This is a genomic window from Sulfitobacter sp. (assembly GCF_036961165.1).
GTDB lineage: Bacteria > Pseudomonadota > Alphaproteobacteria > Rhodobacterales > Rhodobacteraceae > Sulfitobacter.
Map to the genome: position 1 here is coordinate 60745 of NZ_JBALVJ010000009.1, position 14249 is coordinate 74993.

Consider the following 14249-nt stretch of genomic DNA (forward strand, 5'->3'; position numbering starts at 1 on the left):
TTTCATTTGCGCCATTTTGGTCTTTTCAGACAGTGTTTCCAAACAATTACTGCACGATGTAGCAATAAGACTGCTGTGTAGCAATTTTCAACCAAAGATGTGCGGCCTTCGAAGTGCACCTAAGCAAGACGCGGATTGCCGTCAATTCTACGCAGTACATTCAACGCCATCGCTACCAAACTCATTTGTTGCTAAAAAATGTTAGAGTGGCGCCAAAGGGGTGGCAGAAAGCACGACTTGAGGACAAGGATACCGACGGCATTAGCAAACGGCCCAAGCACTGTCGCTCAAAGGCTGGTATCCTGAAGGTTGACCGGCTATTTAAACATCCAGAAAAACATCGGAATTGCCCCTACTTAAGGCACAGACATCAATCTATAATGTGCCGCATATGTTGATTGCTGAGAGGTCTGAACAAACATGAAAACTGCCCTCTGGCAAACGGCTCCCGATAGCGATGTAGAAGCCTGTCTAACGCGTCTTGCTGCGGTTGTTGCCGAGGCGGCTGCCGCTTCTGCTGACCTGTTTGTCTCCCCTGAAATGTTCATCGGTGGATATAACATCGGGGCTGCAACTGTTTCTAAAAACGCCGATATCTATGACGCTGTGCATAAAGAACTTTGCGATCTTGCCACAACGCATCAAATCGCCTTGGTTGTCGGATTGCCCACACCCAACACCGGCCTGCCCTTCAACACCTGCATCACCATAGATAAAACAGGCGTTGAGCGCGCGCTCTATCACAAAACCCATCTGTTCGGCGATGTGGACCACGCGCAATTCTCTGCAGGCGAGACCTTATCGCCTGTGTTTGATCTGGGTGGTTGGCGGATCGGCCTTGCGATTTGCTACGATATTGAATTTCCAGAAGTTGCGCGCGACCTCGCCTTGCGAGGAGCTGACCTTATCGTCACGCCCACCGCGAACATGGAACCTTTCGACAGCGTTGCAACACGCATCGTCCCTGCACGCGCTGAAGAAAACGCCGTTTATGTTGCCTATTGCAACTATCTGGGGACGGAAGGCGCTTTCGATTACAACGGCTTATCCTGCATTTGCGGCCCTGATGGGGATGATCTAGTCCGCGCAGACAAAAACAGTACCGGCCTGTTCTACGCGACTTTAACCCGCGACACTTTGCAGGCCTCCCGACGACAACAATCCCACCTGCGTGACCGCAGACCCAGCCTATACGGAAAGCCGACATGAACCCTGTAACTGTAACCCTGTAACTGTTTTTGGCCCAGATTTCCCCTTTGCCTATGACGACTGGATCAGCCACCCCTCAGGGCTTGGGTCTTTGCCAGAGAGCGCCTTGGGCGCAAAAGTAGCTATCATTGGTTCGGGCGCGGCAGGTGTGATTGCCGGATATGAATTGATGAAGCTGGGCCTGCGCCCCATCTTGTTTGAATCCAGTCAGTTTGGCGGCAGGCTCCGTTCGCAACCGTTTGAGGGTGTAGACGGTGTCATCGCGGAGCTGGGCGGCATGCGCTTTCCGGTCTCTTCGACGGGTTTCTATCACTATGTTAACTTGCTGGGGCTGGAAAGCGCACCCTTCCCCAATCCGCTCACTCCTGCTGCGGGCTCTACCGTGATCGATCTGTTAGGTGAGACGCATTACGCGAAAACCCTAGCGGACCTGCCGCCGCTTTTTGCCGAAGTGGCACAAGCCTATGACGCGGCCTTGGAAGAGGGTGCTAATTTTACCGCACTCAAACAAGCCATTCGTGACCGAGACATTCCCCGCATCAAGGAAATTTGGGATCCGCTGGTTGAGGCATGGGACGAACGGACTTTTTATGATTTTGTTGCCTCGTCGGATGCCTTTCAAAAACTCTCGTTCCATCACCGCGAGGTTTTTGGACAGGTCGGGTTTGGGACTGGCGGATGGGATTCAGATTTCCCCAATTCAATGCTGGAAATTCTCCGGGTCAATGTCACAGAGTGCGACGATCACCAGCGCTACATCGTGGGAGGCGTTGAACAGGTGCCCCGCAGTCTTTGGACCCATCGCCCTGACAAGTTGGCCCATTGGCCCGCCGGCACCTGTCTGGCAAGTCTCAATGGCGGTGCTACACGCAGTGGTGCTGCGCGCATTCGTCGTCAGTCGGAGACAACAATCGAAGTCACAGACAAATGGGGCCGCGCAGAAGATTTCGAAGCCGTTCTTGTCACCTGTCAAAGCCACCTTTTGTCCACTCAAATAGACACCGAAGAGTCGCTGTTTTCGCAAGATCTGTGGATGGCACTGGACCGCACGCGCTATATGCAATCGGCCAAAACATTCGTGATGGTCGATCGCCCGTTCTGGAAGGACAAAGACCCTGATACCGGACGGGATATCATGTCGATGACATTGACCGACCGCATGACGCGCGGCACCTATTTGTTCGACAACGGGCCAGACAAACCTTCGGTGATTTGCCTCAGCTATTCGTGGATGACGGATGCGCTCAAGGTTCTTCCGCTGCCGACTGGCAAGCGCGTGGAACTGGCGCTATCGGCATTGAACAAAATCTACCCGACATTGGACATCAGAAGCCACATTTTAGGGGACCCAATCACCGTGAGTTGGGAAGCCGATGAGAACTTCCTTGGCGCCTTCAAAGGGGCGCTGCCCGGACATTACCGCTATAATCACCGGATGTTTGGCCATTTCATGCAGCAAAACATGCCTCCATAGCAGCAGGGCATTTTCGTCGCCGGAGATGGAGTGAGCTGGACCCCAGCTTGGGTCGAAGGGGCTGTTCAGACTTCGTTGAACGCGGTGTCTGGCATCATCAACCATTTCGGCGGCGCGTCCCACCCAGACAACCCATCCCCCCGTGATGCATATGAGGAATATGGGCCGCTGACCTTGCTGAACTAGTTTTTAGAAGGAAATAGGGTCGGCTGGCGCAGCATGGGTGTTTGCTGCGCCAGCTCAAACATCTACGATCAGATTGACTTGATCGCGCCGCCGTCGATGCGGATGCGTGAACCCGTGACGTAGCCTGCCCGAGCAGATGCAAGGAACGTCACCACGTCAGCGAACTCTTCCGGCTTGCCGTAGCGGCCGACGGGAATGGCCGCGCGCGATTGTGAGGCCAATTCTGTTACGTCCTTTTGTGTCCGCTTGGCCGCCGCTGCGTCCAATTCATCTACCCGTTGCGTGTGAATTCGTCCCGGCATCACGACGTTCACGGTAATCCCGTCTGAAGCGACCTCCCCCGCGAGGGTTTTAGACCACCCCACCACAGCCGAGCGGATACCGTTCGACAATGCAAGGTTCGGGATCGGCTGTTCGACACCCGAGGATGTGACCGTGATCACCCGCCCCCAGCCCCTTTCCTTCATCGATGGCAACAGGCGTGTTGTCAGATGGAACAGGTTCGCAGCCATCGCCTCGAAGTTGGTAATCCATGCCGCGCGTTCAGTTGCTTGTGCTGCACTGGGGGGCGGTCCGCCGCCGTTGTTAACCACGATGTCCACACCGCCCTCTGCGAGCAGCCCGTCGATCACCGCATCCACAGCTTCGATATCGGACAGGTCGAGCTTGACGGGGTGGACATTTTCCATTCCCGCAGCCCAGCTTTCGATCTTATCGACGCTGCGCGCAGCCGCGAAGACAACTGCGCCTTCGGCCGCCAGTGATTTCGCAATAGCCATGCCGATGCCACGGCTGGCACCCAGCACAAGAGCGCGTTTTCCGTTCAGTTCCAGATCCATCAGTTCAATTCCTTTAGTCGTTGTTCTTGTCGCGCGATCAGATGATCAACTTCGCGGCGGCTCGCCTCTGACAGCGCCGCCCCCGGCTTGCGCAGCGCGTCATGTGCAATGATCCCACGTTTGGCGAACGTGTATTTGCGGATCGCAAGACCCATGCCGGGCTGTTGCTCGAACCGCGCCAAGGGCAGATAGGCGTCGAAGAGATCGCGCGCGCGTTCGGTCTCACCGCGGGTATGGTGGTCCACCACTGTCACCATCATTTCAGGGTAGGCAAAACCGGTCATCGCGCCGTCCGCTCCGCGCGTCATTTCCTCTGGCAAGAACAGGCCACCGTTGCCGCACAGGATCGAGATGCGCTTGTTCAGCACGCCTTCGCGGCGCAGATAGCTGATCTTTTCCAGCCCGGGCCAATCTTCGTGTTTGAGACACACACAGGTCGGTAGATCGTTGACGATGCGCGCGATTACCCCCGATGACATCTGCACGCCAGTCGCCAGCGGGAAGTCCTGCAAGACAAACGACACATCTCCGATCAGCTCGGCCACCTGTGTGTAGTAGGTCACGATCTGGTCATCGGTGCGCAAGCTGCCCGGAGGGGCGACCATCACGCCCGCAGCACCCAGATCCATCACCATCCGCGTAAGTGCATCAATCTGCGCAAACCCCGGCGCAGATACGCCAACGACCACTGGCACCCGCCCCGCTACCCGGTTCAGGATGCGCGCCACAACGTCGCGCGATTCCTCAACCGTTAGCTTGGGCGCCTCGCCCATCATACCCAGAACTGTCAATCCGGTCGCACCTGCCTCAAGATAGAAATCAACCATCCGGTCACAGCTTTCCATGTCGATCCTGCCATCGGGGTGAAACGGTGTCACCGCGATCACGAAAACGCCCTGCGCGCCAGTTGTCAGTTGTGTCACATTCTATCCTATCGTGTCTTTTGCAGTGCAACGCGGCCGATTGCCATGGCGACAGCCGCCTGACAGGGTTCGACCACAGGTACACCAAGGTAGGTTTCAAGATCCGTGCGAAACGCGGTCATGCCAGCGCAGCCCAAGATCAGCACATCCGCCATCGCGGTATCACGCAGATGGGTGCCGACCTCCTTAAGCCGCTCAAAGGTGCGCGTTTCGTCCGCCAACTCCAACACACCCATCTCAAGAGGCATATCTGCCGCGAGCCTATCCATCACGCCCATTGCGCCGACATAGCGCATATGGCGCGGGATGCTTTTGGACAGAATTGAAATGATGCCGAACCGTTGCCCCATCGTCATCGCCGTTAGAATTGACGCCTCAGCGATGCCGATAACGGGGCGAGCTGACTGTTCTCGCAAAGCGGCAAGCCCCGGATCAGAATAACAGGCAATGACGAATGCACTGGCGCTATCCTCAAGCGCTGCACAATGCGACAGCAACGGTCCGACCACCCCATCCAAATGCGCTTGGCTTTCGATACCGGGCGGTCCTTCGGCCAAAGTGCGGGCCGCAATATCCACCAGACTTGCCGCGCGCATCGGATCAACGGCACGGTCGATGCCATCGGTGACGTGCTGGCTGCTATTGGGATTCACCACGTAGATTGTCATGTTGTTTGTCCTTCCATACCCCAGAAATCCGGCGGCAATGCCAGATCATCCTGCCCGCCAATCCGCGCAATCATCTGCGCGGCCTGAGCGCTCGCGTCGTCGAGAATTTCAGACTCGCTAACTCGTGTCGCACGGCCTGCGCGCAAGACGATCTCTCCTCCGACCATGACTGTATCGACGTCATTGCCGTTGGCAAAACACACCAGCCTGTGCAGTGGCATGTTGGGCGGATAGAGATGCGCGCGGCGCAGATCGACGACCGTCAGGTCAGCCACCTTGCCCGTCTCGACCGAACCGATGCGATCGGCCATTCCAAGCGCACGCGCGCCTCCGATGGTACACATCTCCAACGCCTGACCGATAGGCAGCACTGACGCGTCGCGAAAATGGGTGCGGTGATAATGCATCGCGTGTTGCATGTGCCGGAACATATCGCCTGACCGGTCCGGCGCCGTGGCGTCCGACCCCAAAGCAACAACCGCCCCCGCCGCCATGAGTTCAATCGCAGGACAGCGCCCCATGATCGACGCATTGGCCGATGGATTGTGCGCAATCTTCGTATGGCTGGCAGCAACCAGTGCGATTTCATCTTCGTGAAGATCGATACAATGAGATAACAGCGTTTCCGGCCCGAGCAGGCCAAGCTTGTCTGCCCGGCGGATTGAACCGCGCCAGTGTCCGTCTTGAGTAAAGACCATGCCACTATCACGCGCAAAAGCGCGCACTTCGCGCGCTTGCTCACATGCCGTGGCATAGTCCTCAGGCGTCATGTCGCGTTCATGCTCGTCGCGTAAAACCGGATAGAGCATTGCGATCTGAATGCGGCCCGCATTCGTATTGTGCCAACTCGTCGCAACCTCGCGGCAGGTCTGCATTTGTTGAGAGAAATCGACGTCGTATTGCCGCTGCTCTCCGGTTTCCCAGTTGGCGTAAATGCGCGGATGCGGTGCGCGTGTGGGTCCTACAGCCACCATGCTGCGCGTCCCCACCTCGGCAACGCCGCGACAATGCGCGGCTGCGTAGGCGGGATCGTCCGTCCGCATTATCGTATCGCCACCACCAAGCAGGGACACACCCGTCGTCACACCAAAACGCAGCCGTTCCAGCGCGGCCAAACGCGCCTCAGCGTACCAGAACTCGGGCGGAGAAACTTGGGTATAAACCTCGCCGCAAATGTCTTCCCATCGGTCGCCCCCATGCATGCCAATAGACTTGATTAGCCCGTGCCCTGCGTGCGCATGGACGTCGATCAAACCCGGTATGATGACTTGTCCGCTGCAATCGGTTACTTCATCGGCTTGGACCTGCGTCTCAAGGTCATGGGCCGTTCCAACGGCGACGATTCTGCCGTCCGCCACGGCGACTGCGCCTGCGTCAATCACACGCCGCTGTGCGTCCATTGTGACGACTGTACCGCCGGTTAAAAGAGTATCAGCCTGCATCTTATGCTCCGCCTAATTCAGGAAGCCGCGCCACGTCGATCACCCCGTCTGCGGGCATCTCGAAATCGGGGTGATTGCCCGCCAGACCGATCACACGCAAAGGATTATACAGCGTCAGCCATGCCGGATCATCTTGCAGCAGTGCATATGCCGTGCGCCAAACCTCGGCCCGTACTGCGCGGTTGGTCGTGCTACGCCCCTCGTCGATCAGCGCCTCAATCTTGGGGTTGGCATAGCCCTGCCACCACGAGCCTGCCACGCGGGAGTCGATCTTCTCAAACAGCACACGGTAGGTGCTCATCGGACTGGAATCGAACACGCAAAGATCGCGGATTTCCTTGCGACGGACCATATGCGCATATTCTTCGCGCTCTGGGTGAACGAAAACCTCCAGCGTTATGCCAACATCTGCCAACTGGTCACCAAGGGCTGCCGTCAAGCGCTCCGCCTCGTCCGGCAGGCGCGTCGGGCAGTCAACGTTTAACGAGAGACCGTCCGCATATCCGGCTTCTGCCAATAGTGCCCCCGCACGGTCACGGTCCGTCACCGCACCGCCCCCTTGTCCCGCACCGAAATGGTTCGGGCTGACAAACCCGCGCAGTGGCCGTGCGGCACCGTGCATGACCGTCTGGATGAGCGCTTCGCGATCCACTGCAAGGCTCAGCGCAAGGCGCACCCGCGCGTCAGCCAAGGGGCCACGCGCAGCGTTCAGCAGATAGATGATGGCAACGGGGGACAGAAATTCGTGCCGCATCTCATCCAGTCGTTTTGACGCCTCGAAATCAAGACCCATTGCCGCCTGCACTTTGCCCTGCTCCAGAAGCTCCAGACGCTTTTGTGCGTCTGTTTCCAGCTGCCACGTCACATAAGCGTTTGCAGGCGTTCCGGCAAAGTGGCCGGAAATCCGTTCCGCTGTGATCAGTATTTGGGTGATGCCCGTCAAACGGTATGGACCCGATCCAACCTGCGCGGTGTAATCCTTTGCATCCAGCGCGGCAAAAGCCGAAGGCGCCGCGATGAACCCCTGCTCCAACACGTCGAGCAGATCTGCCATAGGTGTTACCAGTGTAAGCTCCAATGTCAGTTCATCAAACACATCCAACCGGGCACCGCCCAGAAACTGCCGCCAGACTGCCGGCGCCCCAAGGGTATATCCCTTATCCTCACGCGCCATACGCGCAAGACAATCGGCAACCGCCTTTGCATCGCATGGTGTTCCGTCATGAAACTTCACATCAGGCTGCAAATGAAATGTCCATCGGCGCGCGTCAGGCGACACATCCCAGCGCTGTGCCAAATGAGGCACAAAATCTTGTCCGACGCGGCGCACAAGCGTGTCGTAGATCGCGTGCAGGATCGTCAGTTCGTCCGTGGCATCCGTGCAATCATGTGGATCGTGCAGGCCAAGCCTTGGCTGTGCTATTACCGTCATATCTTGTCCCTTTCCGGCTCATCGACCAGATGGCAGGCCACAGTCTGGTCGTCGCCCACGTCTTTCAACACGGGACGTTCCCGCGCGCATCGTTCCCATGCAAAGGGGCAACGGGTTCGGAAACAACATCCGGAAGGCAGTTCCAATGCTGACGGGACTTCACCGCTTAGTGCAATTTCCTGAACGTCGCGCTTCTCCTTGATGCTGGGAGCAGCGGAAAGCAACGCCCGAGTGTAAGGGTGGCGTGGCTTGGCGAACAAGACATCACGCGGCGCATTTTCAACCATAAAGCCAAGGTACATAACCCCCACCCTATCCGCGATATGATGCACCACAGACAAATCGTGACTGATAAACAGATACGACAGGCCGAATTCGTCCCGCAAATCCATCATCAGATTAAGAATTTGCGCCTGAATTGACACATCTAGCGCCGATACCGGCTCATCCGCGATGATCAATCCCGGCGTTACTGAAAGCGCGCGCGCAATGCCAATGCGCTGCCTTTGCCCACCAGAGAACTGGTGCGGATAGCGGCCGGCGTGCTCTGCGTTCAGCCCGACCTTCGCCAAAAGCGCTTCGGTCTTTGCTGCCACGCCTTTGCGGTCAGTCGCATTCTTGGTCTGTTCCAACAGCGGCTCGGCCACGATGTCACGCACTCGCTGCCGTGGGTTGAGCGAGGCATAGGGATCCTGAAAAATCATCTGCATCTTCGCCCGCACTGGCAGCATCTGGGCAAAGCCGTGGTTGGCTATGTCTTCGCCCTCCACCAACACCGCACCGCGCGTCGGCTGGTAAATCCGCGCAATCGTCTTAGCCACGGTAGACTTGCCACAGCCACTCTCACCAACGAGAGCCATGATTTCGCCCCGCGCAATCTTGAAGCTAACCCCGTTGACCGCGTGTACAACGGGCCGGTCGATCTTGATTCCCTTCGTGCTCAGCCTGAGGCGGTCCAGCACCCCACCCCCGATGGCAAAGTGCATTTCAAGATCGCGAACTTCGAGCATCGGCGTATCGTCGGTCATGCACTTTCTCCCGGAGCAAGTGGATAGTGGCACGCCGCCGACAGCGATGCATGTTGCGGACGCAAAACCGGTTCTTCTTCTGCGCAGCGCGCTTGAGCGCGCGGGCAACGGTCACGAAAATTGCATCCTTTAGGCAGATTGCGGATATCCGGAACTGATCCCGGGATCTGCTTGAGCCGTGCGTGGCGGTTCTGCGGATCGGGGATGCTGTCTATCAACCCACGTGTGTATGGGTGCGCAGGGGCAGAGATGAGATCGCGCGTGCGTCCACGCTCAACCACATTGCCACAGTAGAGCACAGTGATGTGATCTGCCATTTCCGACACAACGGCCAGATCATGGGTAATCAAGATCATCGACGCACCCTTTTCAGCGATCTGGACGCGCATCAGCTTCAATATCTGGCTCTGGATCGTCACATCCAGCGCTGTCGTGGGCTCGTCCGCGATGATCAAACGTGGCCGTGCGAGCATCGCAATGGCGATCACGACGCGCTGACGCATCCCGCCGGAGAACTGGTGGGGATAGGCGCCTAACCGCTCTGCCGCACGGCTGATGCCGACGCTCTCTAACATATCAATACAAGCCTGCTTGCGTGTCGGCGCATCCAGATCGGTATGCAGGCACAGCATTTCGTCCATCTGCTGGCCAACAGTATGAAGCGGATTTAGAGAGGTCATCGGGTCCTGAAAGACCATGGAAATGTCGCGCCCGCGTACCGCGCGCAACCGCGCCTCACTGGCCTGAACCAGATCCTCGCCATCTAGCAGTATCTCCCCGCCTTCGATCTTTCCGGGACTGTCAATCAAACCTAGGATCGAGAACCCGACAACCGATTTGCCGCCGCCGCTCTCACCGACAAGGCCCATCACCTCGCCTTTGCCGACGGAAAAGCTGACCCCGTTCACGGCCTTCACAGTGCCAGAGAAGGTGTGGAAATACGTGCGCAGATCGCGCACCTCTAGCAAAGCTTCGGACACCGTCATTTCAACCTCGGATTCAGTTCGTCGCGGAGGAAATCACCAAACAGGTTGATACCGAACACCAGCATCATGATTGCCACGCCCGGAAAAACGGATGTCCACCACAGGCCGGAGAAGAGGACATCAAACCCGTTCTTGATCAGCAGCCCCAGCGATGGCTGGGTGATCGGCACGCCTACGCCCAAAAAGCTTAGCGATGCTTCGATCAACACGAAGGTACCGACCTGTATTGTCGCGATAACGATCAGCGGAGTCAGCACATTGGGCAACACATGTTTGCGAATTATTTTGGAGTTGGACAGGCCCGCGACACGCGCGGCCTGCACGTATTCCTTTTCGATCTCTGACAGGGTCGATCCCCGCACAGTACGGGCGTAAACGACCCAGCCCACGGCAGTTAAAGCAATCAGAACCTTGTCCACGCCGGTCCCCACAGCCGACATCAAAAATAGCGCGATCAGGATGGACGGGAATGAGAGTTGAATATCAGCGATCCGCATAATCACCGCATCAGCTATGCCGCCATAGAATCCTGCGATCAGCCCCAACGCCGTACCAATGGTACAAGATGCAATCATCGCCACCAGCCCGATGAACACCGAAATCCGCGCGCCATACAGGATTGACGCCCATACATCGCGGCCCTGCCCGTCCGTGCCCAGCACAAATTGCGCATCGCCTCCCTTAAGCCAGACAGGCGGCTTGTAGCTATCCATCAGATTGAGCGACGCAATGTCATAGGGGTTTTGCGACACCATAAACGGCCCCGCGATGACGGCAAAAGCAAACACCGCCATCAGCGCACTGCCAATGATGGCCGATGTGCTGCGCGTGTAGTTGTGGAAGAACTCCGAACGGAGGAAAGAAGTCATGTGCCCCTCATTTCAGCGTGATGCGCGGATCGATCAGCGTATAGACGAGATCGACCAGAAAATTGATGACAACAAAGATCACCGCGACCAACATCAGATAGACGACGATCACGGGCCGGTCGGCACGGTAAATTGAATCGATCAGCAGCTTGCCCATGCCGGGCCAGGAAAAGATCGTTTCGGTGATGGTGGCAAAAGCGATCAGGTCGCCCAGTTGCAGGCCGAATATCGTGACCACCGGGATCAGCGCATTTTTCAGACCGTGTTTGTAAAGTACGTCGCGCCGTGTGGCACCCTTGGCGCGGGCAAATTTCATGTAATCCTGACGGCTGACCTCCATCATGCCAGCGCGCGTCATACGCAGCAGGATCGCCATCGTTCCAAGCGACAAGGTCACCGCAGGTAAAATGATGTGATGCCAGCCATCCCACGTCACAAGGCTAAGCCGCAGGCCGAACACTTCGGCCGTATCCCCGCGCCCTGAGGACGGGAAAATCCCCCAGTTTACTGCGAACAGATAGATCAGAACCATGCCCACCCAGAAACCGGGCAATGAAATGCCAAGTAACGATCCAGCCATGATCGTCCGGCTTAGCCGACCGTTCGGGTTCGCCCCCGCATAGACGCCCAGCGGGATCGCAACAACAATTGCAAGAACCATCGCCACCAGAACCATTTCAACAGTTGCGGGCAACCGCTCAAGGATCAGCGTCATCGCAGGCTGGCGGAACACATATGAGCGCCCGAAATCACCCTGCAGCAGGCTCGTGAGGAATTTCCAGTATTGCACGATTAATGACTGGTCGAGCCCGAGGATACGACGCGCCTGCACAATTTCGGAATCCGTCGCATCAATCGGCACGATCATGAACACCGGGTCGCCGGTGAAGCTCATCATCATGAAAACCACAATAGAGACGACCCACAGGACGAGCAGCATCTGTATCAGGCGTTTGAGAAGGTATCCAAACATCGGAACGGGGCCGTCTTTCGCTAGAGAAAAATCAAAACGGCCCCGGCGGCAGATTGCACCGTCGGGGCCGAAAGAGCGCGTGGTTAGTCGACGTCCATCTCAAAAGCAGAGATGAATTTATCGACGCGCGGTGTCAGCGAAATGCCTTTACGCGCAGCATAGACGTCCTGCTCATAATGCATCGGGATCATCGGGATATCCGCCATCAGGATCTTGGTAGCTTCCTGAAGGTATTCGTCGCGCTTTTTGATATCGGGCGTCGAATCTGCCTTATCGATCCACGCGTCCAGCTCCGCGTTGGAATAAGAACCACGATTGACCTGACCGTACCCTTCTTTCTTGTCACGGGTATAGAATAGCGCGCCGTACATTGAACCGGCATCGCCCGACGGCACGTCCCAACCGCTCATGATGAAGCTGGAATTTTCAGTGGGTACACGGATGTAGCCCCAGAAGTTCGACTTGGGCATGATGTTGAGCTTAAGGTTGACGTTTATCTTGGCCAGCATTGATGCCAGCGCCTGCGCAATCTGCGCATCGTTGACATAACGGTTGTTGGTCGCGTCCAGTGTCATCGTGAACCCGTCGGGGTAACCCGCTTCCGCCAGCAGCGCCTTCGACTTCTCGGCATCCACCGGATACATCTTGCGGAAATCCATACCATCGACGAAACCCAAATGTGCTGCAGGCACAAACTGCGCCGATGGGGAGGCAAGCCCGTTCATGACGATCTTGTTGATCGCGTCCATATCGATGGCACGGGCGATTGCTTCGCGTACCCGCTGGTCCGTCATCGGGTTCTTGCCTTCGATGGTTGGCGATTGCTCGCGCGTGTCCATCGCCAGAACCACGTTCAGCAGGCTGGGTCGCGTAATGACCTGAAACCCGTCTTCGGATTTCACACGGTCCACATCGCGCACCGCGAGATCCTGAATGACATCCACTTCGCCCGTCAAAAGCGCCGCTGTACGCGTTGCGGGATTGGTAATTGGCCGGAACGTGACAGTCTGGATCGCAGGTTTGCCGCCCCAGTAGTCGCCGAAGGCAGTCAGAACCAATTTCTCTTCCTTGATCCATTCTTCAAGCATGTAGGGGCCCGTGCCCATCGGCTTGAGGTCCATCTGCTCATCGCCTGTCTGCGTCGTGTATTCCTCATCGAGGATCAGCAACTCTGCCAGATCGTTGGGCAGCACGGCATAGGGCTTTGGCGTTGTGATCTCGACCGTCAGGTCGTCAACAACCGTCACCGAAGCGATGTTCGCAACCAGATCAGGACGGATCGAGGCGCGCGCCTTTTCTACTGTATACACAACATCTGCGGCCGTGAACGCGTTACCGTTATGGAAGGTGACACCTTCGCGCAGCTTGAAGCGCCATGTCATTTCATCAACGTTTTCCCAGCTTTCGGCCAGTCCCGGGCCGAATTCCAGCTCCGGACTGCGTGAGACCAGCGGATCGTACAGATGGTAGTACATGATGTTCGAAGAAAGCTCCTCACCGGCGAGCGGATAGAGGTGGCTCGGGTCGGACGTCAGCCCGATCGTCACCGACTTTTCTTGCGCAAGGGTCGCACTCGCGCCGGCGACGACAAAAGCCGCACCCAGCGCGCTAATGCGCCACGCATTTTGAGACAGATATTTCATGGTATCTCCTTTGTTGGTCGCTTTCGCATGAGGTCGTCGGAGGCGGTGTGCCGCCCCTCTTGGTTATCTTTCGATCATCAGTGGCCCGGTTTGGCGGTCTGCACCTCGATCTGGTATCCTTCGGGATCGTTCATGGCGAAGGCGCGAATGCCCAGTTCTTCGCTGTCGCGCAGTTCGGTCATGCCGGGGACATTTTGCGACTGCGCCCACGCATACCAAGCATCCACATCCGGTACGCGCAGACAGATCTGCACCGTCTTATCCTCAGCCCAGTTTTGCATTCCGCGCGTTTCATCTACCAAACCCACATGCGCCTGACCGTCGATCCGGTAGATCCTTGACCACCCCTGATCGATGGCCAACTCGAACCCCAGCACGTCCTCGTAGAACGCCATCGCTGTAGGAAGGTCGCGATAATACTGGAATGTAATGGTCAGGACGATGCCGTCCGTGGGTCGTTGAGGTGTCTGCTTTGGCATGCGGGTTTACCGTTCTCTCGATTTAGTATGCCGACGGTATACAAGAAAAACACCGAGTCAACATCTGTCACGAGAAATCGCGGCCCTCGCCTCCCCGT

Annotated in this window: 14 protein-coding genes; 3 read left to right on the forward strand and 11 right to left on the reverse strand. The window is 57.1% G+C overall.

Going from position 1 to position 14249, the window contains the following annotated elements; genetic code table 11:
* Window positions 1–420: 420 nt before the first annotated feature.
* From V7730_RS06850 to V7730_RS06860, 3 genes are read left to right on the forward strand one after another with little or no spacing between them, the layout of a single operon-like run.
* Window positions 421–1209 (forward strand): carbon-nitrogen hydrolase family protein, encoded by a 789-nt coding sequence (locus V7730_RS06850; RefSeq protein WP_335746851.1) that lies wholly within the window; start codon window positions 421–423, stop codon window positions 1207–1209.
* Window positions 1172–2683 carry a flavin monoamine oxidase family protein gene (locus V7730_RS06855; RefSeq protein WP_335746852.1) on the forward strand — a complete coding sequence of 504 codons (1512 nt, stop codon included), beginning with the start codon at window positions 1172–1174 and terminating at the stop codon, window positions 2681–2683. The genes V7730_RS06850 and V7730_RS06855 overlap by 38 nt, the downstream gene beginning before the upstream one ends.
* A gap of 30 nt (window positions 2684–2713) precedes the next feature.
* Window positions 2714–2869, forward strand: a complete 156-nt coding sequence (locus V7730_RS06860; protein WP_335746853.1) for a hypothetical protein — start codon at window positions 2714–2716, stop codon at window positions 2867–2869.
* A 68-nt stretch (window positions 2870–2937) separates the two neighbouring features.
* Here V7730_RS06860 and V7730_RS06865 read toward each other — a convergent pair whose 3' ends face one another.
* From V7730_RS06865 to V7730_RS06915, 11 genes are all read right to left on the reverse strand, one after another.
* The gene (locus tag V7730_RS06865) at window positions 2938–3708 is read right to left on the reverse strand and encodes an SDR family oxidoreductase (protein ID WP_335746854.1); all 771 of its coding nucleotides are present in this window, start codon (window positions 3706–3708) and stop codon (window positions 2938–2940) included.
* A complete protein-coding gene (locus tag V7730_RS06870; RefSeq protein ID WP_335746855.1) occupies window positions 3708–4631 on the reverse strand; it encodes a dihydrodipicolinate synthase family protein in 924 nt (307 codons plus the stop codon). The genes V7730_RS06865 and V7730_RS06870 overlap by 1 nt, the downstream gene beginning before the upstream one ends.
* A gap of 8 nt (window positions 4632–4639) precedes the next feature.
* Window positions 4640–5299 carry an aspartate/glutamate racemase family protein gene (locus V7730_RS06875; RefSeq protein WP_335746856.1) on the reverse strand — a complete coding sequence of 220 codons (660 nt, stop codon included), beginning with the start codon at window positions 5297–5299 and terminating at the stop codon, window positions 4640–4642.
* Entirely contained in the window at window positions 5296–6741 is a 1446-nt protein-coding gene (locus V7730_RS06880) for an amidohydrolase family protein (RefSeq protein WP_335746857.1), read from the reverse strand. The genes V7730_RS06875 and V7730_RS06880 overlap by 4 nt, the downstream gene beginning before the upstream one ends.
* Before the next feature lies 1 nt (window position 6742).
* Entirely contained in the window at window positions 6743–8173 is a 1431-nt protein-coding gene (locus tag V7730_RS06885) for an ABC transporter substrate-binding protein (protein WP_335746858.1), read from the reverse strand.
* The gene (locus V7730_RS06890; protein ID WP_335746859.1) at window positions 8170–9201 is read right to left on the reverse strand and encodes an ABC transporter ATP-binding protein; all 1032 of its coding nucleotides are present in this window, start codon (window positions 9199–9201) and stop codon (window positions 8170–8172) included. The genes V7730_RS06885 and V7730_RS06890 overlap by 4 nt, the downstream gene beginning before the upstream one ends.
* A complete protein-coding gene (locus tag V7730_RS06895; RefSeq protein ID WP_335746860.1) occupies window positions 9198–10187 on the reverse strand; it encodes an ABC transporter ATP-binding protein in 990 nt (329 codons plus the stop codon). The genes V7730_RS06890 and V7730_RS06895 overlap by 4 nt, the downstream gene beginning before the upstream one ends.
* Window positions 10184–11056 carry an ABC transporter permease gene (locus V7730_RS06900; RefSeq protein ID WP_335746861.1) on the reverse strand — a complete coding sequence of 291 codons (873 nt, stop codon included), beginning with the start codon at window positions 11054–11056 and terminating at the stop codon, window positions 10184–10186. Before V7730_RS06900 ends, V7730_RS06895 begins: the two co-directional genes overlap by 4 nt.
* A 7-nt stretch (window positions 11057–11063) precedes the next feature.
* Window positions 11064–12029, reverse strand: coding sequence for an ABC transporter permease (locus V7730_RS06905; RefSeq protein WP_335746862.1), 966 nt, complete (start codon window positions 12027–12029; stop codon window positions 11064–11066).
* Window positions 12030–12112: 83 nt separating this feature from the next.
* The gene (locus tag V7730_RS06910) at window positions 12113–13672 is read right to left on the reverse strand and encodes an ABC transporter substrate-binding protein (RefSeq protein WP_335746863.1); all 1560 of its coding nucleotides are present in this window, start codon (window positions 13670–13672) and stop codon (window positions 12113–12115) included.
* Window positions 13673–13749: 77 nt separating this feature from the next.
* Window positions 13750–14151: a VOC family protein gene (locus V7730_RS06915; protein ID WP_335746864.1), complete on the reverse strand. Its 402-nt coding sequence runs from the start codon at window positions 14149–14151 to the stop codon at window positions 13750–13752.
* Window positions 14152–14249: the final 98 nt, after the last annotated feature.

What these genes read in the sequence shown, in the direction of transcription:
- V7730_RS06850 (WP_335746851.1), top strand. Translation starts at nt 421, where the DNA reads ATGAAAACTGCCCTCTGGCAAACGGCTCCCGATAGCGATGTAGAAGCC.
- V7730_RS06865 (WP_335746854.1), bottom strand. Translation starts at nt 3,708, where the DNA reads ATGGATCTGGAACTGAACGGAAAACGCGCTCTTGTGCTGGGTGCCAGC.
- V7730_RS06875 (WP_335746856.1), bottom strand. Translation starts at nt 5,299, where the DNA reads ATGACAATCTACGTGGTGAATCCCAATAGCAGCCAGCACGTCACCGAT.
- V7730_RS06880 (WP_335746857.1), bottom strand. Translation starts at nt 6,741, where the DNA reads ATGCAGGCTGATACTCTTTTAACCGGCGGTACAGTCGTCACAATGGAC.
- V7730_RS06885 (WP_335746858.1), bottom strand. Translation starts at nt 8,173, where the DNA reads ATGACGGTAATAGCACAGCCAAGGCTTGGCCTGCACGATCCACATGAT.
- V7730_RS06890 (WP_335746859.1), bottom strand. Translation starts at nt 9,201, where the DNA reads ATGACCGACGATACGCCGATGCTCGAAGTTCGCGATCTTGAAATGCAC.
- V7730_RS06895 (WP_335746860.1), bottom strand. Translation starts at nt 10,187, where the DNA reads ATGACGGTGTCCGAAGCTTTGCTAGAGGTGCGCGATCTGCGCACGTAT.
- V7730_RS06900 (WP_335746861.1), bottom strand. Translation starts at nt 11,056, where the DNA reads ATGACTTCTTTCCTCCGTTCGGAGTTCTTCCACAACTACACGCGCAGC.
- V7730_RS06905 (WP_335746862.1), bottom strand. Translation starts at nt 12,029, where the DNA reads ATGTTTGGATACCTTCTCAAACGCCTGATACAGATGCTGCTCGTCCTG.
- V7730_RS06910 (WP_335746863.1), bottom strand. Translation starts at nt 13,672, where the DNA reads ATGAAATATCTGTCTCAAAATGCGTGGCGCATTAGCGCGCTGGGTGCG.
- V7730_RS06915 (WP_335746864.1), bottom strand. Translation starts at nt 14,151, where the DNA reads ATGCCAAAGCAGACACCTCAACGACCCACGGACGGCATCGTCCTGACC.